This window comes from Paenibacillus profundus (genome assembly GCF_021369635.1).
Classification (GTDB): Bacteria; Bacillota; Bacilli; order Paenibacillales; family Paenibacillaceae; genus Paenibacillus_B; species Paenibacillus_B profundus.
On record NZ_JAJNBZ010000017.1, the window covers coordinates 29,533 to 53,879 of the forward strand.

Below are 24,347 nucleotides of genomic sequence, written 5' to 3' on the forward strand. Positions count from 1 at the left end.
TAGTAATGCGCGAAATGCACGTCTCTACTGCGCAAGCACCGTTTCCGTAATCGTGCGCACCATAACCCCGGTCGCTCCTTTTGGATCGACACCGCGTCCGCTGGCCAAGAAGGCCGTACCCGCGATATCCAAGTGCACCCAAGGCAGATCATCGGCGAAGGTGCCCACGAACAGCCCTGCCGTAATCGTGCCTGCGCCGCCTGGAATGGCATTGCGAACGTCAGCTACGTCGCTCTTCAGCATATCCCAATATTCTTGGTTGGAAGGAAGCTCCCATACCAGCTCATTCGTGCGCGCCGCAGCCGCTTTGAACTGGCCGAAGAACTCTTCGTTGTTCGTTACGACGCCAGTCGTAATGCTGCCAAGCGCCACACCGACAGCGCCCGTCAACGTTGCGACGTCGATCAGCTTACTTGCGCCAAGCTCCTTCGCATACGTCATACCGTCTGCAAGGACAAGACGGCCTTCTGCATCCGTATTGAGCACTTCAATGGTGCGTCCGCTGTAGGAAGTCAGCACATCACCAGGCTTCAACGCATTGCCCGCAGGCATATTCTCTGCCGAAGCGACAACACACAGCACGTTCGCTTGCGGACGAATGCGACCGATCGCTGCCATCGCGCCCAATACCGCCGCTGCACCGCCCATATCGCAAATCATCTCGTCCATATTGCCCGCACGTTTCAAGGAAATACCGCCCGTATCGAACGTAATCCCCTTACCAACGAGACCACAGACGTCTGTCCATTCGTCCTTGCCTTGATATTTCAATACTATCATGCGTGGCGGATTCACACTGCCTTTGCCGACGCCGAGAAGACCGCCCATGCCTTTCTCCTCGATATGCGACTCATCGAGAACGTGTGCCTCGAAGCCGCTGTCCTTCGCAAGCTCAAGCGCCGCTTCTGCAAGCGTGCTTGGAACCAATACGTTCCCCGGCAGATTCGTCAAATCGCGGGCAAACGTCGTACCGTACGCATATGCGTTGCCGCGTTCTGCGCCCTCTGTCCAAGCCGCTTCGGCAAGACCTTCCGCGCACAGCGTGAACGATGCGAATGCATGCGCCGGCTTTGCATCTTTCTTATACGTGACGCGTTGATAAGCGCCTAACATAAAGCCTTCCACCATCGCGTGAGCCATCATCTTCGCATCTTCCGCCGAAGCCTGCACGAGCTCCTGCGGAATGATAACGGACACGCGGCCAAGACGAAGCTTCACTGCTTCTCGAGCCGCTTCCGCCAACATCAAACGCACTTGCTTGACCGTTAACGCTTCCTCTTTGCGGCCAACGGCGATAAGCACAGGCGCATGATCTTGTCCCGTTGGAACAACATACGTCTTGCAGCAGCCTGCTTCGAACAATCCGCGGCGCACCGCTTCCGCACATGCTTCTGCACCAGGGAAACCTGCCGCCTGCTCGAATTCCGCTTTGGTACCGATAACGACTACGGCGTCCGCGTCAACTTGATTTGATGCCGAGGCTTGTACTTGAACCTTAACATCTTTCAACCATGTCACATTTGCTAGTTTCATTTATGTACCATCCCTTTGTATAAAAATGATGATGCCAAATGCCCTCCATATTGTACCACAAGTTCAAATCGGGTACGAGACGGAGGACCATTTGCCCATTCAAAATGACTTCAACCTCGGGATGATGTGTTATCCGACATTACGCCAACGGCAGTCGTATGATAAATTCCGTCCACACCTCTTCCTTGCTGTCAACCGTAATCGTTCCCCCGTGATTTTTAATAATCCGGTAGCTGACTGACAATCCGAGACCGGTGCCTTCTTCCTTCGTAGTGAAAAAGGGATCGAACAATCGATCTAACGTCTTATGATCCATGCCTTTGCCGTTGTCGTGAATCTTGATGGACACATACATTCCTTCTTGTTGAGTCGAGATGCGAATGAGTCCTTTTCGCTTGGTGTGAACGTGGTCAATCGCATCGATGGCATTGCGAATCATATTTAGAATGACTTGCTTAATTTGCTTGACGTCAATTGATACAAAAAGGGAGCCTGCCTCGGGATGATCCATCAATTCGATTTCGCAGCCTTTCATGAGCGCGTCGCTTTCGGTGAGGAGGACCACTTCTCGAAGGAGGGATGAGATAGGAACTTCTGAGGTCATCGGAGCTGAAGGTTTCGAAGAGTTCAGAAATTCGAAAATGATGTCGTTGGCCCGGTCAATTTCAGCTAAAATAATCCGAGCATACTCTTCTTTTCCCAGTTGCATCAAATGCGGACGCAGCAATTGAATAAAGCCGCGAATAGAGGTCAGTGGATTGCGGATTTCATGGGCGATGGCCGCTGCAATCTTGCCGAGTATGGCCAGTTTGTCATTTTGATAAGCGGTTTGTTCGATTCGCTTGAAATCCGACACGTCTTTGATGCTGAACAGGTAGTCGCCATCCATCTGGTCTCCGTATGTTACAGTAACAAGATAATGTCTATCATTTCGGTCAGAGAATTCATGATAGCGCTTTCTTGTTAAAATGGTATCTTTGTACAGTCGCAAAATCATTTTACGCTTGTCCCTCTTTAAAAGCGGGTGGAAGAGCAATTCGCGCAAGGAACATCCGACCAGCGCTTTGCGGGGAATGTCGAGCAGCTTCGCCGTCTCTACATTGATAAAGGACAGTACCCCGCTGCTGTCAAACAGCACAATTCCGCTATCCATCTGTTGCAGCACATTCTCATACTTATTGCGTACGCTCTGGGTGGAGCACAACGCCTGTGCGGACTGAATCCAAGGCTCGCGAATCGGGTCTAATACCATTGCATTCCCCTCCTTGCTTCCCTGTTCTGTCTTAATAGCCGTAATCCATTCCATGAAATAAATGAACGAACGATTAAGCACCTTGATGCCTTCATCCATTTCGACATGGGATAGCACGGTGAACAACGCTTCCTCATGGATGCTTAATACATCCTGTGGGTTCAATTGATTCGTAGCGCAGGCCGAATCTCTCACTTGCTGCAAGTCTTGATCGCCGCCGTTCAGGATATAGTGCCGCAACCCATTGATGTACCGTTGTTTCCATTCCGATTGATTACGTTCTTCCTTCGCACTCAGCGCATTCAATTGTGACTCACCTCATTATACGGCAACCGTTTCCGTCCCATAGGTTCGTTCCAACAGTACCATCATAGTAAACTTTTGGCAAAAACGTCAACCAATTATTATGTCGAAAATAGACAAATAAACTCGCATCCTCTAAAGGTAATTTAAAGGCGCTGCGCGAGGGTATGCATGTGAAAGAAGGCGAGTTCGTCCGCCTTAGCCGAATCGGCCCAGCATTCGCCAATGCGCTCTAGGACTTATAACAACCATCGCCTTTCACCGTCTGGCATCCGCTGCGATACCAGTCACCTTCAATTTCCTATTTCTGCTTCAATAACTGCGCCTTGCGGCGGCTCATCAGCGCCAGGCGGCGCTTCAACTGAGATTCCCACTGCGTATCGTTCCACTGCTTCGCCAGAGCCAGCAGGTCCAGCGCATTGTCAATCTGGTTCTTCACCAGTTCGAGCGGATCATCATTCTCATGATTGATGCAGTTCTCGAACAGTCGACCGTCTTCCGAAGTGACGTAATCACGGAAATCGACCTCTTCCGCACCGTCACTTTGTGCATATTCCGCCAGTATTTCATACTCATTTTCCACTAAAAAATGCACTTCAATGCGATGACATACTGGGCAAAGCAACAGGGGAACATTATGAATCCGAGTCCGATAATGCTGCAGCGTACCATAGGTCCCAATCATGCTTGCTCCACAACAAAAGCTCATGTTCTCCCTCCTCGCATGGATCCATTGAAGACTAGATTGTTGTAGCTTATTCGCCGCTATCCCGCTCAATTCCTTTTTTTTACTACAACTTCCTTCTAATGACCTATTTCAAGTCCGTGTTCACGTATATCGTCAAGCTGTAACGCATATAGATGTGGAACAATCTCTGAAATGGGGGCTTGCGTATGAAACCGAATGTGCTGTTTGTGTCCTCTAAGCAAATTCACTATTTACGCTACGACGAAGTGAATCATGAATTGGTTGTACACTATGCTACCGGGGAAACGGCGGCCTATCCGTCGGTATCCGAAAGCTGGTATGAGCGATTGCTTCATTCGGAGAACCGGTATGACGAATTCATGCGTCTGACGGAAAGCGTAATGAAGAAACCTGCGGAGAAACATTGTTGATTAAGCCGCTGCAGCTGCTTTGACCCCAATGTTTTTGCGCTTGTTTTCATAGGTTCTCACAACGCTTTTCAAATATTCACAAAACGATCTGACATGAAACCGGACCGGACCGGATATATATGAACCCATGTTATCGAAAGGGGGAGAACTCTCATCCGCTCACCTATCAAGGACAAATGGTCTTCGCGCCAGCATCATTCAGTTATGCATCTTATGGTCAAAGATCCATGCACCTTATTTGCGTACTGGGACATATCCGAGCGTAAACGTGCAGCCACAGAACGACACTACCGCATGAGTTGGTATGAATTCACCAAGAGAATTCGAATATATGCCGTGACGGACCAACGAGAGCTGCTGTCCAGTTCGGTCCAATATCTCGATGTGAATCTAGATCATCTAGAACGTGATGGGGATTCCATCTATATTCATTCCATCGAGCCGGGCCAATCTTATATAGCAGATTACGGTATTCTTAACTCATCATTGCAATTTATACCAATCGCACGCTCAGCAGCCGTTCGCACTCCCCATAATCTCTCGTCAGCATCCACCGATTCGGAACAGACGCCAACACGCATCGTTTCGCTGTCATCTCAAGCTCCGTCGTCCGACTCGTCCTCACCCTTTGAACAATTCTCAACCTACACGCTATATCCGAATCGAGAAGGAGTCCGTGAATGAAGGGAACTATACTGTATCCGTCAGATGCGCCAATGCAGAATCAGGGACAGATTGCCCTTATCCTGCATGCGCATTTGCCTTATGTGCGTCACCCGCATCGACCGAATTCGTTGGAAGAACGTTGGTTCTTCGAAGCAATGATGGAGACGTACCTGCCTCTTATTGACGTGTTTCGCCGACTTGAACAAGATAACGTTCCGTTCCGCATTACGATGACGCTATCGCCCACGCTCCTGTCGATGATGGAGGATAAGCTTATGCAGTCCCGATTTGAAGAGCATCTGAAGACATCCATCCGGCTCGCGCGTTCGGAGACGAAGCGACTTCGCACGAACAACGAGCTGCAGAACGTTGCCGCCTTATATCTTGAGCGTTGGCTCAAATGGTTGCATATGTATCGTCAATGTGGGGGCCGCGTCATCGAGTGGTTCCGTCATTTTGACCAGAAGGGATGGCTGGAATGCATCACCTGCGCCGCCACCCACGCCTTTCTTCCACTCATCAAGCATCCGGTGATGGCCCACGCTCAGATTGAGATCGGAGCACGTGAACACGAGCGGCTGTTGGGACAACGGCCAGAAGGCATATGGCTGCCGGAATGCGCCTATTCCCCCGAGCTGTCGCCGCTCCTGCAAGCAAGTGGAATCCGGTATTTCATGGTCGATCATCATGGATTACTGACAGCACAGCCCCAGCCGCACCGACTTCAATATGCGCCTGCCATGACCGAAGACGGTGTGTTCGCCTTTGCCCGGGACCCGGAGTCGTCCCATCAAGTCTGGAGCAGCTATGAAGGCTACCCCGGAGATTGCGATTACCGGGAATATTACCGCGACATCGGCTTTGATTTGGGCTGGAATGACGAAGCGGAATGGAATTATATCCGCCCCTATATATTGGAGGATGGAGCAAGGCTTAACACGGGAATGAAATACTACCGCATTACAGGAGCGGGCTCGGACAAAACTCCCTACCGTTTGGATTGGGCTCTGCACAAGGTGCGGGAACACGCCAAGCATTTCTTGGACAGCCGCGAGCGTCAGCTGGTTCAAGCGCAGTCATGGATGGATCGGGCGCCTCTCGTCGTCTGCCCTTATGACGCAGAATTGTTCGGCCATTGGTGGTTTGAAGGGCCGCTGTGGGTGGAAGCCTTGTTCCGCGAGCAGCACGCCCGCGGGGAACAGCATGAGCAGCGGACGAAGTTCGTCGCGCCAAGCGACTATATTGCAGCCTACCCGGACAGCGAGCAGACGGATCTGACCTTCAGCAGCTGGGGGCGCGGCGGATACGCCGACGTATGGCTGCAAGAGCGCAACGACTGGATATATAAGCATCTTCATCATGCGGAAGATCGTCTGCTGCAGTATGCACAGCGGCTGCGGGACAGCTGGGGGTTCAGACCCGTGCAGGAACGCATCATGAATATGGCGTTGAAGGAATGGATGCTGGCTGCCAGCAGTGACTGGGCTTTCATCCTGGATGCCGGCACGGTGACGGAATATGCCGCCGAACGGACCCGACAGCATCTTGGGCGCTGTCATTTGCTGTTGGATATGCTTGAGCAAGGGGTGTATGACCTGATTCAGCTAGAGAAGATGGAGGCGGAATATCCATGCTTCAAGACAGCCGATTATCGCCTTCTGCTTCCGGATTCCAGCTCGCCGAGAAGGACAGATATGCCGTTCTACACCGTTCTCCAGCCGCTTCCTCCCCCCCCTTCCACAAGTCCCAAGGCGAAAGTCACCCTCATGCTGGCGTGGGAATTCCCGCCTCTCATCGTAGGTGGCTTATCCCGGGCTGTGTACGATCTGTCCCGCCATTTGGCGGAGAAGCAGTGCGAGGTGCATGTGGTCACGCGTGAAGTCCCGGACGCTCCATCCTATGAGTTGATGAACGGCGTGCACGTGCATCGCGTTGCCCTTATACATTCAGTCACCCCTATAGACTTTATGGATTGGGTATTCCAAATGAATGCGGCCATGTCTGACGGAGTAGATGCGCTGGTGAGCAGGGGGTTAACCTTCGACTTCCTTCATGCCCACGATTGGCTCGTCTATCCTGCTGCCCAAGACATAAAGAGCACATTCGGCTGTCCGCTCATCGTGACCATTCACGCGACCGAACACGGGCGCAACCACGGCCGAATTCAAGGTGAGCTGCCACAGCGCATTCATCAGATGGAATATCAGCTTACGGAAGAAGCAGAGCATGTCATCGTGTGCAGTCATTCTATGGTGCAGGAGGTCGAGCAGATCTTCTCTTTGCCGCGCCGCAAAATAACGATGATTCCAAATGGTGTCGAAATTGGAGCGGAGTCTGCTGCGATACAAAACTTATCCGGAGCAGCCGTTCCCGCATCCGGGCCCCCGCTTCTGTTCTATGTCGGACGGCTCGTATTTGAAAAAGGCATACACGTGCTCATTGAAGCAATGCCCCGCATTTTGCAGTCCGTACCGGATGCCAAGCTTATTATCGCAGGTACCGGTCCGATGAAGCAGGAGCTAGAAGGCCAAGTTCAAGCTATGAGCTTGGGGGAGCAGGTTCATTTTGCCGGATTCGTTCAAGACGACACGAGAGATGCGCTAATTCAATCCGCCCGCGTCTGCGTCTTTCCGAGTCTGTATGAACCGTTCGGCATCGTTGCGTTGGAAGCCATGCGCTTCGGCACGCCGGTTGTCGTATCCGACACAGGCGGATTGGCAGAAATCGTGGACCATGGCGTTGATGGTTATAAAGCACTGCCAGGACATATTGAATCCCTCGCTTGGCATGTGACCGACATGCTCTTGCATCCAGAGCTCGCGGCGGAGATGGCTGCCACAGCGCTATACAAGGTGCGCACGCAATACGATTGGAACACAATAGCCGTGTCTACGAGACAAGTATATGAAGGAGTGATCGCCCGATGAAAGCCGTCATCATGGCTGGTGGAAAAGGAACACGTCTGCGGCCGCTTACGCTAAAGACACCGAAACCTATGGTACCGTTATTGAATCGCCCTTGTATGGAATACATTATCGAGCTGTTGAAACGGTACGATATTCACCAGATCGCGGTCACGGTTCAATACTTGCCTGATGTCATTCGCAACTATTTCGGAGACGGGTCTGACTTCGGCGTGCAGCTTCAGTATTTTGAGGAGGGCACTCCGCTCGGGACAGCCGGAAGCATCAAGAACGCCTCCTCCTTCCTAGACGAGACCTTCATCGTAATTAGCGGCGACGCCTTGACTGATTTCAATCTGCGTCAAGCCATCCAATATCATAAGCAGAAGCATGCACTCGCCACGATGGTGCTGACGCAAGTCCATTCCCCGTTGGATTACGGCGTGGTCATGACAGATGAAGAGGGGAAAGTGACTCGTTTCCTGGAAAAGCCAAGCTGGAGCGAAGTATTCAGCGACACGGTAAATACCGGCATTTATGTACTGGAGCCTGAAATATTGTCGTGGATTCCGGAACGGGAAAGCTATGATTTCAGCCTGCAGCTCTTCCCTGCCCTGCTGCGGGAAGAGAAGCCGCTCTTCGGCTATGTAGCGAATGGATACTGGTCGGATGTCGGCAGTCTGCACCAATATCGCCAGACGCAGTTCGATATGCTTGACCGGAAAGTCGAGGTGCGCATTCCGGCTTCCGAACCGATGCCAGGCTTATTTGTGGAGCATGGGGTGCGCCTGCCTTCGCGGATACGTCTCAGCGGACCGTCCTATATCGGAACAGGCTGCACGCTGCATCCTTCCTCCGCTGTTGGGCCTTATACGATCCTCGGTTCTGGGAATGTGATTCATCCGTACAGCTCGCTGGAACGAACCATCGTATGGGATGGCAGCCTTATAGGCAGCCACTGTGACATCCAAGATGCGATCGTGCTGCACCGCACGCTGATTGGCAATGATGTCCACATTCAAGAAGGAGCCGTCATCGGGCACGGCTGCGTGTTGGGAGATAAGTCTCATATTCGCTCTCAAGTCAAATTATGGCCGGACAAAAAGATCCAACCTCACAGCACGGTTCATACTTCGTTGATATGGAGTGAAGAGGTGCCTGCCTCCCTCTTCGGCGGCAAAGGGATTGTCGGCAGACCGAATGGAGACATTACCCCCGAATTTGTCGGGAAGCTTGCAGCCGCATATGGCTCCGTTCTCCCCTCCGACGCTGCGATTGTCCTCGGTTCAGGAATGCATTCCTTTGATACGCTATTAAAAAGCGTGTTCGCCGCCGGCCTCCGTTCGCTCGGCATCCATGTCATCGACATCGGCGTTGCCTCCATGGAGTGCACTCGCTTTGCTGTACAGACGCTGAAGGCCGACGGTGCGGTTCACGTGCAGCTCTGCGTGGCTGGCAACGATGTGAAGAATGAACAAGTCTTTATACAATGGACGGATGCCCAAGGTATGCCGATGGCCAAGAGCCTGGAGCGCAAAGTAGAAAATGCTTATTTACAAGAGGATTTTGCAAGAGGCGCGACAGATCGGATTGGACGATGGAAAGGATATGATCATGCCATCCCGGATTATATCGAAGCGCTGCGCCGTGCGGTCGATTTCGAACTGATCCAGGATGCTTGTTTTTCCATCATCGTACAGTCCTCGCCGTCCGAAGCTTCCACAACGGAGCGCTTCGCTTCCATGCTGGGCGGAACGAGGGTACATACCCTATCTGCGCAGCCAAATCCAGCGGCCATCATCGAGCATGTCCGCAATGTTCAGGCTCAGATAGGCGTCATGTTGAATGAAGACGGCACCTTCCAGCTCGTTACGGACGAAGGAACGATCATTCATGAAGACACGCTGCTTCCCCTCATCGTGCTCGCCTTGGCGAAGTCAAGCATCAATGCGAGCGTAGGCGTTCCTGTCAGCGCTCCGATTACGCTAGAGCAAGTCGCCGTGAAGAGCGGAATCCGCATCATCCGGACGAAAGAGCCGCTGCGCGCCCGTATGGAAGCAACGAATGGGCTGCCCTTCTCCCCGTTCGCCCATCGTTTGTATGCGGTGAGTCTCATTTTTCAGCTTATGGCAGCCGAACAACGCTCCTTGCGCGAGCTTGTTGCAAGCATGCCGTCGATTCATGTGGCGAAGGAGCAAGTCCCTTGTGCCCTGCACGAGAAAGGCGGAATGATGCGGGAGCTGATGGAATGGGTCCGTCGGGAATCGGTTCAGGCAGAATTTCTGGATGGGGTTCGCATTCAATCGGAAGAAGGCTGGGTTCTCATTCAACCGGATCAGGATGAGCCGCTGTTTCATATTATCGCGCAGGCGGACAGCTCCATGAAGGCGCAAATTCTGGCTCATGAATTTGCGGGGAAATTAACGTATACACAACCTTTGATAAGGAAGTGATGACGTGCCTAGACATCTCGTCGTAGGAAACGGAAAATTCCTAGTCAACTTGGATGAGCATACCTATATACGTGATGTCTACTTCCCTTATGTAGGCCAATTAAATCACGTAGGCGGTTACCGCTGCCGTGTCGGCGTGTGGGTCGACGGACAATTCAGTTGGTTGGATCACCCGGAATGGGACTTTCGCCTAGGTTACGTCGAAGAGTCCCTCGTTACGGACGTGACAGCCGAACATCCCCGATTAGGGCTGACGTTATATATGAATGATGCCGTCCATCAACGGGACACCATTTTTCTCAGACGAATTCGCATCGTTAACCACCATTCCTTTGCGCGTGAAGTTCGCCTGTTTTTCCATCAGGATCTGGTCATCAATGAAACAGAAGTGGGCGATACCGCGGTGTACTACCCAAATAACGGCACGCTCTTTCATTATAAGAAGGACCGCTACTTCATGTTCAACGGCATAAGCACGTGGCAGGACGGCACACTCGAAGGCATCTATGAATATTCGACAGGCATTAAACGCTTCCACCAAGCCGAGGGCACGTGGAAGGACGCCGAGGACGGACAATTGATGGGAAATGACATTGCTCAAGGCTCTGTAGACAGTACGTTCAGCTTGCGTACCGAAGTGCCGGCTTCCGGTGAGCGAACAGCCTACTATTGGTTCAGCGCCGGAACCAGTCTGGAAGAGGTCGTGCGGCTTAATGAATATGTACGCAGCAGTCACCCCGAACACCTTATCGAGAGGGTAAGCACGTATTGGAAACGCTGGGTGAACAAACAAAGTCGCTCCTTTGCGAATCTCGAACCCGAGCTGATCCGGCTTTATAAACAAAGTCTGCTTATCGTGCGCTCTCAGACGGACGTGAACGGCGCCATCATCGCGGCGAACGATACGGATATTATGCAATACAATCGCGATCATTACAGCTACATGTGGCCGCGTGACGGCGCGCTAGTCGCTCAGGCTATGTCTGCGGCCGGCTACCATGGCATGATTGCGCCTTTCTTCCGCTTCTGTGCCGAAGCGCTGACGTCCGACGGATATTTGCTTCATAAATATAACCCGGATGGGACAGTCGGTTCGAGCTGGCACCCTTATATTCATGATGGCAAGCAGCAGCTGCCAATTCAAGAGGATGAGACGGCACTCGTCCTGTACGCCCTGTGGCAGGATTACGAGCAGCACGGGGATATAGAAATGGCGCAATCGCTCTATCAGACGCTCATCCGACAGGCGGCGAAGTTCCTGCTTCATTACCGTGATGCGAATCTGGGACTGCCGCTGCCAAGCTATGATTTATGGGAGGAGCGGTACGGAATATTCACGTTTACCGCCTCCGCCGTGTACGGCGGCCTTACCGCGGCTTCAAAGTTCGCTGCCTTATTCGGAGATGACGAACGGGCGCAGCGGTACAGCCAAGCTGCGGAAGAGATTCGGGCAGGCATCGTGACCCACTTATGGAACGAGGAGGGACAGCGCTTTGCACGCGGCTTATATCGGCAAGACGGCCAGTGGGCACAGGACACGACACCGGAAAGCAGCATCTTCGGCATTTATGCCTTCGGTGTGCTGCCGGCGGACGACGTGCGTGTATTGTCCACGATGCGGTCATTAAAAGAGAAGCTCTCCATCCGAAGCAGCACGGGGGGCATCGCCCGCTACTATCGCGATTATTACTTTCAACGCTGCTCCGATATGGGCCTCGCTCCGGGCAATCCATGGATTATATGCACTTTATGGTTCGCGAACTATGACATTGCGATGGCCTCAACGCTTGCCCAGCTGGAGCAAGCCCATGACACGCTGCGCTGGGTCGAAGCGCATAGTCTGTCGAGCGGTCTTCTGTCGGAGCAGCTTGATCCGTTTGACGGCAGTCCCGTCTCGGTCGCGCCGCTAACGTGGTCGCATGCTACTTATGTGGACACCGTGCTGAAGTACTTGGCCAAGTATGAACAGTTAAGCAATGCCCTATAGTTAGCATTCAACTGATCTACAAAGCCCCGACGGATAATTCCGCCGGGGCTTTGCTATGTTCGTGCAGATGGATGCGGCAAGCGCAATGCTTACTTCGCTACCAAATGTTTGTCGCCTGGTTTCCAGTTAATTGGGCACAGACCGCCGGATTGCAATGCTTGCAATACGCGGAGTGTCTCTTCAACACTGCGGCCAACGTCGTTATGGTTAACGACTTGGTATTTCACTTCGCCTTCCGGATCGATGATGAACAGACCGCGAAGCGCTACGCCTTCCTCTTCAATCAGAACGCCATAATCACGTGCAACGTTCTTCGTAATGTCGGAAGCAAGCGGGAAGTTCAACTTGCCGAGGCCGTTGTCTTCTTTCGCTGTGTTGATCCAAGCGCGGTGGCTATGGATGGAGTCAACCGATACACCAACGATTTCAGTATCCAATTTCTTGAATTCGCCAGCCGCATCGCTCAACGCAGTAATTTCAGTCGGGCATACGAATGTGAAATCAAGCGGATAGAAGAACAGAATCAACCATTTGCCGCGATAATCGGACAAAGATGCTGCACCGAAGTTTTGTCCATCGCCATTTACTGTCTCCATGTTGAATTCTGGAGCGGGTCTGCCAACTAAACGTTCTGCCATGTTGAATTCCTCCTTGAACTATATCAATAATAATGATTCACGCGGGTTAATAGGCTTGTTGCTGTAGAACAACTTCCATATTGAATGTTATCATTCGATAATAATGATGTCAAGATTATAATCATTATTTATTAATATTAATTATAAAATATGACTAAATTGCGAACCATTCTCAATAGAGTTTACAATGCATATGTATTATATCATTTCTACGCCCATGCATCCCGCTCCTGCCTGAACCGTTGTAATTTTTCGTGCGGAACGTTAATTTTTTGTGAATTCCTCAGAAGCCGCCTACGTTGACACTCGTCTCTCTTTCCTTTGCTCCATTCTCCCCTTCAATCAGAAGTTGCCTGCCTATCGCTTCTTAACCGCAAGAGAATCTTTGCTTGCTTATCGCTCCCTGAGCCGTAAGAATCAAATTTTGACATGCTCATCGCTTACTGAGTCGTAGGGAGATTGAACGAAAGGAGTCTATAAACGCAGTGTCTTTGCAAGGTAAATCAATCTGTTTATAAAAGCAAAGCATGTCCAGTCACATTTATGCGCAAAAAAGCCACTGATTTCCTGATATCCGATCACTTTTTAAGGTAGACTCATGGATAACAATGAGCGTATGTGTTCTTGGAGAATATCGCCCCCTTCACCCTGAATAGAGCATTACTGGTTTGATCAGCCACGTCTCCAATTTTATAACTTATGTCATTGAAATACTGATAATCAACACCTTTTTTTGCACTTTTTCTATGTATTTCTTTTCTTGTTTACGGCTTCATGATCGATTTGATCGCTCTGGCAAAATGTCGAGTATTTCATTGATGTTCAGCCTTTGATTACACTGTCAAGCACTGATCTAAATTAGAGCCATAACAAAAACTACATATACATTTGAATTTCCGTTTACATTCATTTAATAACCACATGACATTCCCCCTCTACAATAAAGGATGTAAATATATAACCAGTTGGAGGGGTAACTGTTGAACAAATATGTACGCAAATCGCTAGTAATTGGTCTGGCACTTCTCATGCTTCCACTTGGCGCGATGCAATCAGGAACGACGCTGGCGAAAGAAGCCGCGCAGCCTCAGCCTGTCTCAAAAAATCTCATCGTCCTGATTGGTGACGGCATGGGACCTGCACAAGTGTCGGCAGCTCGAATCTACTCCAAGAACAAGCTGAAACAACCTCACCTGAATCTGGACAGCATATATGTGGGTCAAGCCACCACCTTCGCTGATAAAGGCGAAGATGGCGATACCATTGTGTCCGGTGAAGTAACAGATTCTGCTTCGGCAGGTACTGCCTTTGCCACAGGACACAAAACATATAATGCAGCAATTAGCGTTTCTAACGAGGATGTTTCCAAGCCGTTTGCCTCGGTCATTGAGGCTTCCAAGACAGTCGGCAAATCAACAGGGCTTGTCACAACGGCCCGTATCACGCATGCGACACCTGCCGTATATGCAGCACATGTCCGCAACCGTGATAATGAAAATGCGATTGCATCTCAATATTTGACATCCGATGTTGATGTTCTGCTTGGCGGCGGCAAACGCCACTTCGTGAGCAAGAAAGAAAAAGGCAAACGTGAAGACAAAACCATTATTCCAGACTTTGAGAAAAAAGGTTATAAAGTTGTATACGATAAAAAAGGCTTGAAATCATTAACGGCAAAGAACAAAAAAATTCTCGGCCTGTTCCATGATTCCCACGTAGACTACGTGCTTGATCGAAAAACAGAGACACCTAGCTTGGCTGACATGACCTCTAAAGCGATTGAATCGTTGGCTACTAATCCAAAAGGCTTTACGATGATGATCGAGGGCGGACGGATTGATCATGCCGGCCATGCGAACGATTTAGGATCTATGATCCAAGAGACGTTGGACTTTGATGCAGCAGTCAAAGTAGCGCTGGACTTCGCGAAAAAGGACGGCAATACTTCTGTCGTAATAACAGCGGACCATGAAACAGGCGGATTCTCGCTCTCACGCGATAACATTTACGAGCTGAACGTGGATGCATGGGATAAACAAAAGATTTCATCCGAGCTCCTTGGGCCACAGCTTGCCAAAGCCGCCACAACAGATGAAGTAAAAGAACTCATCAAGAAATATACCGGCTTTACCGATGTGACAGAGGAAGAAGCGCAATACATTATGGAGGGCGACGGATCCTCTTATAAGCAGGAAGGCGCATTTAACCAAGTGATGGCAAAGCGTTATTTGGTCGGATGGTCCGGACACGGACACTCTGCCGTTGACGTAGGCGTATGGGCCTACGGTCCGATTAGCCAGCTTGTCAAAGGGCAAGTCGACAATACCGATATCGCTAAAGACATTGCTCAAGTTGCAGGACTGGATCTGACGAAGGCTACAGCTGAACTGCGCAGCAAGCATTTGTACCCGAAATTTAAAGTAACCCGTGAAGGCAGCATCATGTACCCTGCAGTGGAATTGGCAAAAGCTCTGCAAATCAAGGTATCGAACAACAGCGCAGCAAAGGAAACAACATTCACAAAAGGAAAAGTAACCTTGAAAGTAAAAGACGGTAACACAGTAACAGTGAACGGCCAGGCCAGCACACTGCCGGCAGAATTAGACCGCAACGTGCTGTACTTAAACCTTGACGCATTCAGCAAATTAACTGGTCAGGCTCTGAAATGGGATTCCTTGTCTGAACGCATTGCACTGAAATAACCATGTTGACTTTGAAAATCGGGTAGGATGGCACACGTCATCCTACCCGTTCCAGTGAGGTGACCTTATGATTCAGCTTCATCAGGCGCATAAGTCTTTCCGTAATCAGCAACAGTTGATCCCTATCCTTGACATTGAACATTGGCACGTATCAGAGGGCGACCAGATTGCCCTTCTAGGTCCAAGCGGCAGCGGCAAGAGCACCCTGCTCTACGTGCTATGCGGGGTACTGCCTGTCGATGAAGGAGAATGTATCATCCGCCACGAGCCTCTGCATCGGATGTCGGAGCTGGAGCGCGATCGCTTCCGCTCCAAGCATGTTGGCATTATTTTTCAAGACTTCCATCTCATCTCCTCGCTTACAGCGAAACAGAACATTGAGCTTGTCTATGAAGGACCTTTGAATGGCCGGGAGCGATATCAGCACATTCAGCAGTGGTTCGAACGAGTAGGCTTGCAGGAGCGTATGAACCATTTGCCTAGCCAATTATCGCGAGGTCAACAGCAGCGAGTAGCTATGATACGTGCACTCATTAACCGTCCCACACTCCTGCTTGCAGATGAGCCGACCGGCAGCCTGGATTACGAAACGGCACACCTCACAATGAATCTGCTGCTGACGCTATCTGAAGAAGAGGGTGCAACTTTAATTACAGTTACCCACGATCAGCATTTAGCCGCACACTATCCGAAGCAAGTACATATCTCAACGATAAATCAACATGCCATGATTCAAGGTCCGGTCAATTGGGGCTCATCAATTGCGACGGGAGCCAAGCAAGCATGAATATATTCCACTTCCTTTGGCGCAACGTCATGCATAGAAAGATACTTTCCATTCTCACGGCATTATCCATCACGCTCACGATTGCCCTTATCATCGTTCTTCTGCAGGCTAGTGAGGGTGTCGAGCAAAGCGCGCAGAAAGGCTATGGCCCATTCGAGCTGACACTCGGTTCGAAAGGAAGTCAGACGCAGCTCGTGCTAAATACGTATTACCACGTCGGTTCACCGGGTGGCAATATTCCGCTCCAAATGCTGCATGATTTGAAGAATGAACAGGAAGTAGCGAATGCATTTGCGATGACAGCTGGCGATTCCTACAATGGGTATCCGATTGTCGGACTAGAACCCTCCTACTTTTTTACGCGCTATAGCGATCATTCGTTGATAGCTGGCGGTATGTACAACAAAACCGGTGAAGCAGTCGTAGGATCCCATGTTGCGAACATGCTTGGACTACACGTTGGTGACACCTTTCACGGGAGTCATGGTCTGGTGCATGGCAGCGGCGATTCGTTTGACACGACATCGGATAATCACGAAGAGCAACATGATGAACCCGATCACGAGCACTTTGAATATCAAATCGTCGGCATTCTCCCTCCGCTCGGCACAGCGGATGACAGGGCTGTATTTACAACCGTTGATTATGCTTGGCACGTCCACGGCATAACGCATGATGAGGACAAACAAATAACCGCCATTCTCGTTCAGCCCAAGTCGCTGCTCGGCGCCCAGATGATTAAAAATAAATATAACCAGCGTATTGATGTCCAAGCGGTCTATACCAGCAAGGCAGTAGCTGATGTCGTTAACGTGGTCGATCAAGGCACAGAGCTGGTTCAGTTCGTTTCCATCCTATGTGTAGTGCTTGCGGCTATTTCCCTGTTGCTGTCCCTGACCTCCGTTGTGACGGAACGAAAAAAAGACGTCGGCCTCATGCGCTTAATCGGCAAATCACGTCAATACGTATGGTCCGTCTTAATTGGCGAAGGCTTGTTCTTAACAGCAATCGGAGCGATAGCCGGCTTGCTGCTTGGACACCTCGTCACCTACTTCTTTGCAAGCTCCATATTGGAATGGAGCGGAGTGCATGTTGATGCGTTACGTTTCGTTCCCGGAGAAGGACGGCTTCTTCTTGGGGCACTGCTTGTAGGCTTTGTCGCTTCGATCGGACCGGCTTGGAAAGTGTATCGTGTCGATTCCCTTCAATTATTCCGTAGTTAGCGAACAGGAGATAGACGACCAACGAGGAAAAGAGGCGAAAAGGAAATGAAAATAACATTCAATAGTCTAGCTGCAGGTTCCATAATAAGCTTAAGTCTGTTGTTATCCGGTTGCGGCCATTATCAACAGCAGTCTGATAGCGCCGCACCTCAATCTTTTGCTGCTGCAGCTGTGGATCAGCAGACATTAGAAGAAGCGACAGCAATAGCACACACAGCGGATACGGCAGCAGGCGGCAGTTCTGGCAGCAGCACCACGGGCGGCGACATCTCAACGAAGCCGCCGCAAGACAGCTTGAAGCCAAATAACCAGACAGACAAAGTCAGTCCGGCGCATCATGCTAATCCTTCGCCTAATGCCAAGCAGCAGCCCCTTACGGGCACTAGTGTGAAGAGCAAGATCAAGCCTTCAACTGCAGGCAATCATAAATCAACTGCTAGTACCGCTCCAGATGCAGACAGCAAGAAAAAAATGGCCGCCGCACAGCAGAACAATGAGCCGAATACTAAGCCGGAGAAGTCCTATTCCAATACGTTGCTCTGGTCTGAATTTTTCGATAACGAGAAACAAGATACGCCTTCAGATAAATTTTGGGAGCTTTCCGGCAAGCAAGTCAAGATTAAAGGCTACATGGGCGAAGTGCTATCATTTGACAAGCATTGGTTCTTGCTCATTCCCGCTCCGGGCGCCGAATGCCCGTTTGACAACGGAGATGAAACCTATTGGAACAAGATTATGATGGTGTTCGTACCTTCCGATACGAAGCTGCGCTATACATCAGGAGCGTTGGAGCTGACCGGAACGTTGGATGCGGGCATTAAAATAGACGAATCCGGTTACAAAACAATGTTTAGGCTGTATGATGCAACGTTTGAAGAATTAAGCGAATAGTTCGAGTTGCTCCTAATTTCCCCCTCTGCCCTTGTTTTCCATTTAATTCTAAACATGGATTTAGGCACATTATAGTTCATGGATTCAAGTATATCTTCCAGATTTTTTTGCGGTAGGAATTCGAACTAGGATGGTTTCGATGGATAATAACGGGGCAGGCTTTACGGTGAAATACCGATTCAGGGTATTCGTGACATACGATTGGAAGGTCGGAAGCATAACGCTCCGACCTTTATCATCAAATCTTATTTCATCGCGGCTACGATTAAATCGCCCATTTGCGTCGTGCCGAGCGCCTTCGACTTGTCTGTTGCGATATCCCCTGTACGGTGTCCTGCGTCTAGCACTTCCTTCACAGCCGTCTCAATCGACTGCGCCGCTGCTTCGTATCCGAATGTCAGGCGGAACATGAGCGCCACGGACAGAATCGTCGCTATCGGATTCGCCACGCCTTGACCCGCGATATCCGGAGCGGAACCGTGCACCGGCTCGTACAGCCCGAAGCTGCCTTCTCCTAGCGAAGCCGAGGACAGCATCCCGATCGAGCCCGTCAGCATTGCCGCTTCGTCACTCAAAATATCCCCGAACATATTCTCCGTCACGATGACATCGAAGCTCGACGGACGGCGCAGAAGCTGCATCGCACAGTTGTCGACCAGCACGTGCTCCAGCTCCACATCTGGATATTCTGGAGCAATGCGGTTCACCGTCTCGCGCCAGAGGCGGGACGTCTCCAACACGTTCGCCTTGTCGACCGAGGCCAGCTTCTTGCGGCGCTTCTGAGCAATCTCGAACGCTTGACGCACGATGCGTTCCACTTCCTGCACGTTGTATACGCACGTGTCGACCGCTTCCTGACCGTGTTCCCCTTCGCGGCGCAACTTCTCGCCGAAGTAGATGCCGCCGGTCAGCTCACGCACGACGATAAGGTCCGTTCCCTCGAGCACCTCCGGCTTCAATGTAGACGCATCCTTTAAGCAGTCGAAGATGACTGCCGGGCGAATATTGGAGAATAACCCGAGCGCTTTACGAATGCCAAGCAGCCCGGTCTCAGGCCGAAGCTCCTTCGGGTTGCTATCCCATTTCGGACCGCCTACCGCGCCCAACAGGACGGCATCCGCTTGCTTGCACTTCTCAAGCGTCTCTTCCGGAAGCGGGGTTCCTTTCTCGTCGATTGCAATACCGCCGAATAAGCTGTGGCTCGTCTCGAACGAATACCCGAACAACTCCTCCGCACGCTTTAATACTTTTTCCGCTTCTTTGACGACTTCCGGCCCGATGCCGTCACCTGCGATAATGGCGATCTTCTTCACTTCTGCCATGTCTGTCACTCCTCGTTCATTGTCGTTACCTCAGTTGTAACACAAATGAAAGAGGTTGGCTAAGATATAAAAGCTATCATTTTTATAGGAAAAAACTATGAGTTAAATTTCAGCTCATTTGTACCAACGGTTATGTCACTCTTAACAAATAACCATTTGGATTAAATGTAAGATGAAATTTATGTCTGCTTTCATCCACTATGAATTGGTCGTTCTCCGTCAAAAATTGTTGCACGGCTCCCATGGGGCCAGGAGCCCATATGGGAGCGACTGGATTTCCCCCGATGATAGTATCTTCTACAATCATGTAACTCCCAACCGTTACCAGGTTATTATATAGTCTCATTTCAGTGAGAACGTGCGGTGCTGTATGATCGGAATCGAGAATGACTAATACGACATCGGCAGGAGATATAAATTTCTTTACTTTATTAACGATTTCAGAAGAGGTCGTGTCACCTATTAAATAAGTAATTCTGCCATGCTCGGGTCTTTCCATTTCCTCGATATCGATCGTAATCACCTTGCCCTTGCCTAATAGATCACACATATGGGCTAAAAACAAGGCGCTTCCGCCTGCATTCGTTCCGCATTCGATAATTACATCCGGCTTGATATTAAATAGAATTTCCTGGTAGTTAAATAAGTCTAGCGGACATTTAAGTACGCGGTGCCCGAACCAATATGTGTCCAACCATACTTCACTATCAAAATAATGATGATGGAAGGACTTTACGCAATCGTTCATTGTTTCTTCCCCTTCCCCGTCAATTACATTTTCATATCTTTTTATAGCAATGTATGAAAATTATAATTACTTCGTGAAAGAAATAGATGAACTTGTACTCTATCACCTAAGCCCAATCTCCTGTCTAGGCCAAGATAAAGCCCAAGCCTATCCACTCGAGAAATGTGTATCTCTGTATCCTATACGCCGTCCCCCCGCTTCCGGATCATTCATAGAATATCTTAATATCGTAAGCTTCATAGAGTTAACAAGAAGAATATGTTTATCGGACTGCCAAGTCGAGCTGTATCCAGAAGATGCCGACCTCCCCTCCCAACATAGGACGGAACAAAGCTCACCACAAAGTAAGACAACGAGTCTATTAACGGAGGGAAGAGAAATGTACCCAATCCCTGACCAGTTCTACGCAAAAACGATCGACTGGGCTATAACTTATTCGTTAAGCAACAATTACCGCTTTGAGGACGTTTACAAGGTAATATACCCGAAAGAAATGCTTCAGCTTCAGGCCCCCAAAGGCCTGGACTCTATCCGTTGGCCTACGTTATGCAGCTTCGACGAAGCCTTCGTGGCCGTTATACCGAACGGACGCGTCGTTACGGGGAATTGTTATGTCGTCACACCTGACAATAAACGGCTGCTCGATGTAGAATACAACTACCCGTACGGTATTCAGGAATTGCCCTTCCCGGAATATCGGGCGGAGACCGTGGCTACCCTCATATGGGGTTGGAACATTCCCGAAGTCGATTACACGCAAGCCGTATTCGGCCATTGGTTTTTTGATATTTTACCGCGCATTCATCTGGTGGAACAGAGCGGGATCGCAATCGATAAATACTTAATCGGCAAACTGACCCATCCTTTTCAATATGAATCCTTGAATATGCTCGGTATTCCAATGGATAAATTGATACAAGTGGACAAGAATGACTTTCATCTTATGGCAGACAAGTTGGTCGTCCCCGCAGTGCCTTGGATATTGGGCAAGAGTCCTAGATGGGCCTATCAATTTATACGACATCGATTGAAGGATAACCATTCAGTTCAACCCGTAAACGGTTATGAGCGAATATATGTAACCCGGCAAGATGCGAATGCGCGCTTTGTCCTGAATGAAGACGAAGTCATGAATATGCTGCGCGCAAAAGGATTCACACGTATCGTGCTCACTCCGTTGACTACCCAAGACAAAGTAGCCATTTACTCGTCTGCACACGCGATTGTCGCTCCGTTCGGGAGCGGAAACATTAATTTCGCTTTTTGCAATCCCGGAACGAAAATCGTGGAGCTCACGCCGCACACCGTGACGGATGATTACTTCTGGAAGATAAGCAATCATGCGCAGCTAGACTACTACGAAATCGTATGCGATATCGGATATCCGCCCAGACATATAGGAGGATTGGACAATATGATCGTTGATATCAACAAGCTGCGGCAAGTGCTTGAACTGGCTGGGATATAAGTCGGATCAGCCCCCCTCATCAAAAAATTGAGCGGGGGAATTTTGTTTATACTCCCAAACTAGACAGTGTTCCAACACTAATTTGTAACGCTTATATTCATATTTCATAGTATTTTCTAAAATAAAATTCCCCCGTAGTTCACCCCTGCATCAAGAGCGATCGTAGGTTGGAATTCCTCTAGGACTTTCCTCCATATAGCGGAGATCTTCGGTTGAGTTACTCCATTGTGCGACAGCAAAAATTACCCCTAAGTTCATTTTTGTTGGTGTAAATGACATTCCCCGATTCCGGCAAAACAATCTTCTCCATAAATCTCACATCCACTCTCTTTAATAGGAACTCTATATCCTATAACTCGGAGCTATTGCTCTGCTATTATCATTTGCCTACTACTTTGTATTTGTATATTTGCCGCTCGCTGGACGCCATCTTTTTGATCTCTTTATTGCCATCTATTTTCACCCATTTTACGATAACCATTTCTTCTGCCTACATCGTCCCATCGCTCCAATCATAACTTACAATACGACATGCGATTGTCAGGAGGGAATGATTCGTGTCCAGCAGACAGAAGACGGTCATCATTGGCGCAGGCGGACATTCCAAAGTTATCATTGATATGCTAGGCTCCAATCCCATAATAGAGATGGTGGGGTGTACGGCCACCACGGGAATGGGCACAGTCTTGAACGTGCCTGTATTGGGCGATGACTCTATCTTGCCGCATCTATATGATCATGGCGTCCGCCACGCGTTTGTGGCGATCGGCGACAACCGAATCCGGCACAGGATGGCGCGTCATGCAAAAGACATCGGATTCACATTGATTAATGCCATCAGTCCATTTGCGTATGTGTCCCCTTCGGCCCAGCTAGGTTCGGGGATTGCCGTCATGCCCCACGCCGTGTTGAATGCGGAAGCGCACATCCATGATAATGCCATTATCAACACGGGAGCGACGGTCGACCATGAGTCCGTCATCGGCGAATCGTGCCATGTGGCGCCGGGAAGCAGTCTCTCCGGGAATGTGCGCGTTAAAGATGGGGCCTTTTTAGGTACGGGAACGAAAGTCATCGATGGCATAACCATTGGCGCCTGGTCGGTACTCGGCGCAGGTTCAGTTGTCATCCGCAATATTCCGGATCGATGCCTCGCTGTCGGCGTGCCGGCCCGCGTTATTAACCAACGTCATGAACCGTACTAATGCGCAGACACGAATGTTGGAGGGAAAATCATGAACAAATATTATTCCATTGCAACTCCCATTTTGAATGGGAACGAAAAGAAATATGTCATGGACTGTTTGAATTCGACATGGATCTCTTCCAACGGCCCGTATCTGGATCAATTCGAGCAGCAATTCGCTGCTTTCTGTCAGACGAAGCACGCGATCGCCTGCAGCAACGGCACGACTGCCTTGCACTTGGCGCTGATGGCTCACGGAGTCGGACCGGAAGATGAAGTTATCGTTCCGACACTTACATTCGTGGCTTCGGCAAATGCCGTAACATACTGCGGAGCGGTACCCGTGTTCGTCGACGCGGAATCCGAGACATGGAATATAGACACCGACGCCATTGAAAGCAAGATTACGCCCCGCACGAAAGGAATCATTGCCGTTCATTTGTACGGACATCCCGCAAATATGGATCCCATCATGCATATCGCGCAAAAGCACGATTTGTTCGTCATCGAAGACGCTGCCGAGGCCATTGGCGCTCAATATAAAGGAAAAATGGCGGGGGCGCTGGGACACACCGCCACGTTCAGTCTGTTCGGAAATAAAATCATTACGACCGGTGAAGGCGGCGTCGTAACGACCAATGATGACGATCTCGCCGAAAAGGTCAGGCTGCTGAAAGGGCAAGGCATCGACAAAAACAAAAAATATTGGCATCCCGTTATCGGATACAATTATCGGATGACTAACATTCAAGCGGCGATCGGATGCGCCCAGCTTGAAAATATCGATTGGCACATCCGGCAGCGCATCCGGGTCGCCATGCACTACTATGACTATCTCCAAGATGACGATAGACTGACCCTTCCGGTTCAGAAAATATGGTCCAAAAATGTATACTGGATGTTCAGCGTCGTGCTCAATCGCTATACGGAACTGCAGCGGGACTCGGTCATGAAATGCTTGAAAGACAATGGCATTGAGACGAGGCCGTTCTTCTATCCGATGCACATCCTTCCACCGTATAAACAAGGTCTGACATTTACTGATTTTCCAGTAGCCAACCGCATTGCGTCCCAAGGCATCAATCTTCCGAGTCACGGAGAACTGACCGAAGGCGATATCCAGTTCATTTGCCGGACGCTAAAAAATGTGTTGTAACCTACCGCTT

At 50.0% G+C, this 24,347-nt stretch carries 18 protein-coding genes; 12 read left to right on the forward strand and 6 right to left on the reverse strand.

From position 1 onward, the window contains the following. Positions 1-24: 24 nt before the first annotated feature. The 3 genes from LQV63_RS18795 to LQV63_RS18805 form a co-directional block, all read right to left on the reverse strand. Positions 25-1,533 carry a leucyl aminopeptidase gene (locus tag LQV63_RS18795; RefSeq protein ID WP_233697878.1) on the reverse strand — a complete coding sequence of 503 codons (1,509 nt, stop codon included), beginning with the start codon at positions 1,531-1,533 and terminating at the stop codon, positions 25-27. Between the two features lie 139 nt (positions 1,534-1,672). Beyond that, positions 1,673-3,091, reverse strand: coding sequence for an ATP-binding protein (locus tag LQV63_RS18800; protein WP_019421399.1), 1,419 nt, complete (start codon positions 3,089-3,091; stop codon positions 1,673-1,675). Positions 3,092-3,389: 298 nt separating this feature from the next. Beyond that, a complete protein-coding gene (locus LQV63_RS18805; protein ID WP_233697879.1) occupies positions 3,390-3,797 on the reverse strand; it encodes a hypothetical protein in 408 nt (135 codons plus the stop codon). A 185-nt stretch (positions 3,798-3,982) separates the two neighbouring features. Between LQV63_RS18805 and LQV63_RS18810 the strand changes: the two genes are divergently transcribed. The 5 genes from LQV63_RS18810 to LQV63_RS18825 all read left to right on the forward strand — a co-directional run bounded on the left by LQV63_RS18810 (position 3,983) and on the right by LQV63_RS18825 (position 12,216). Continuing rightward, positions 3,983-4,207, forward strand: a complete 225-nt coding sequence (locus LQV63_RS18810) for a KTSC domain-containing protein (RefSeq protein WP_019421401.1) — start codon at positions 3,983-3,985, stop codon at positions 4,205-4,207. 213 nt (positions 4,208-4,420) lie between these two features. Beyond that, a complete protein-coding gene (locus LQV63_RS32105) occupies positions 4,421-4,891 on the forward strand; it encodes a DUF4912 domain-containing protein (protein WP_407672942.1) in 471 nt (156 codons plus the stop codon). After that, positions 4,888-7,800 (forward strand): 1,4-alpha-glucan branching protein domain-containing protein, encoded by a 2,913-nt coding sequence (locus tag LQV63_RS18815; protein ID WP_233697880.1) that lies wholly within the window; start codon positions 4,888-4,890, stop codon positions 7,798-7,800. The genes LQV63_RS32105 and LQV63_RS18815 overlap by 4 nt, the downstream gene beginning before the upstream one ends. Continuing rightward, positions 7,797-10,229 carry a sugar phosphate nucleotidyltransferase gene (locus LQV63_RS18820; protein WP_233697881.1) on the forward strand — a complete coding sequence of 811 codons (2,433 nt, stop codon included), beginning with the start codon at positions 7,797-7,799 and terminating at the stop codon, positions 10,227-10,229. The genes LQV63_RS18815 and LQV63_RS18820 overlap by 4 nt, the downstream gene beginning before the upstream one ends. Positions 10,230-10,233: 4 nt before the next feature. Further along, positions 10,234-12,216 (forward strand): glycoside hydrolase family 15 protein, encoded by a 1,983-nt coding sequence (locus LQV63_RS18825; RefSeq protein WP_233697882.1) that lies wholly within the window; start codon positions 10,234-10,236, stop codon positions 12,214-12,216. Positions 12,217-12,305: 89 nt separating this feature from the next. Here the strand turns inward: LQV63_RS18825 and LQV63_RS18830 are convergent, their stop codons facing one another. Continuing rightward, positions 12,306-12,854: a peroxiredoxin gene (locus LQV63_RS18830; protein WP_019421406.1), complete on the reverse strand. Its 549-nt coding sequence runs from the start codon at positions 12,852-12,854 to the stop codon at positions 12,306-12,308. A 1,028-nt stretch (positions 12,855-13,882) separates the two neighbouring features. Here LQV63_RS18830 and LQV63_RS18835 point away from each other — a divergent pair. The 4 genes from LQV63_RS18835 to LQV63_RS18850 all read left to right on the forward strand — a co-directional run bounded on the left by LQV63_RS18835 (position 13,883) and on the right by LQV63_RS18850 (position 18,457). After that, positions 13,883-15,556 carry an alkaline phosphatase gene (locus LQV63_RS18835; RefSeq protein ID WP_407672943.1) on the forward strand — a complete coding sequence of 558 codons (1,674 nt, stop codon included), beginning with the start codon at positions 13,883-13,885 and terminating at the stop codon, positions 15,554-15,556. Between the two features lie 67 nt (positions 15,557-15,623). Beyond that, entirely contained in the window at positions 15,624-16,343 is a 720-nt protein-coding gene (locus LQV63_RS18840) for an ABC transporter ATP-binding protein (RefSeq protein ID WP_233697884.1), read from the forward strand. After that, complete coding sequence (locus LQV63_RS18845; protein WP_233697885.1) at positions 16,340-17,566, forward strand: ABC transporter permease; 1,227 nt, start codon at positions 16,340-16,342, stop codon at positions 17,564-17,566. The genes LQV63_RS18840 and LQV63_RS18845 overlap by 4 nt, the downstream gene beginning before the upstream one ends. A gap of 45 nt (positions 17,567-17,611) precedes the next feature. Next, positions 17,612-18,457: a hypothetical protein gene (locus tag LQV63_RS18850; RefSeq protein WP_233697886.1), complete on the forward strand. Its 846-nt coding sequence runs from the start codon at positions 17,612-17,614 to the stop codon at positions 18,455-18,457. Positions 18,458-18,702: 245 nt separating this feature from the next. Here LQV63_RS18850 and leuB read toward each other — a convergent pair whose 3' ends face one another. After that, positions 18,703-19,779, reverse strand: coding sequence for a 3-isopropylmalate dehydrogenase (leuB, locus tag LQV63_RS18855; protein WP_233697887.1), 1,077 nt, complete (start codon positions 19,777-19,779; stop codon positions 18,703-18,705). Positions 19,780-19,909: 130 nt separating this feature from the next. Further along, entirely contained in the window at positions 19,910-20,527 is a 618-nt protein-coding gene (locus LQV63_RS18860) for a CmcI family methyltransferase (RefSeq protein WP_233697888.1), read from the reverse strand. A 379-nt stretch (positions 20,528-20,906) separates the two neighbouring features. Here LQV63_RS18860 and LQV63_RS18865 point away from each other — a divergent pair, with 379 nt between their 5' ends. From LQV63_RS18865 to LQV63_RS18875, 3 genes are all read left to right on the forward strand, one after another. Continuing rightward, complete coding sequence (locus LQV63_RS18865) at positions 20,907-21,995, forward strand: glycosyltransferase family 61 protein (RefSeq protein ID WP_233697889.1); 1,089 nt, start codon at positions 20,907-20,909, stop codon at positions 21,993-21,995. A 557-nt stretch (positions 21,996-22,552) separates the two neighbouring features. Next, the gene (locus LQV63_RS18870; protein ID WP_019421415.1) at positions 22,553-23,200 is read left to right on the forward strand and encodes an acetyltransferase; all 648 of its coding nucleotides are present in this window, start codon (positions 22,553-22,555) and stop codon (positions 23,198-23,200) included. Between the two features lie 30 nt (positions 23,201-23,230). Beyond that, positions 23,231-24,337, forward strand: coding sequence for a DegT/DnrJ/EryC1/StrS family aminotransferase (locus tag LQV63_RS18875; protein ID WP_233697890.1), 1,107 nt, complete (start codon positions 23,231-23,233; stop codon positions 24,335-24,337). The last annotated feature ends 10 nt before the right edge of the window (positions 24,338-24,347 follow it).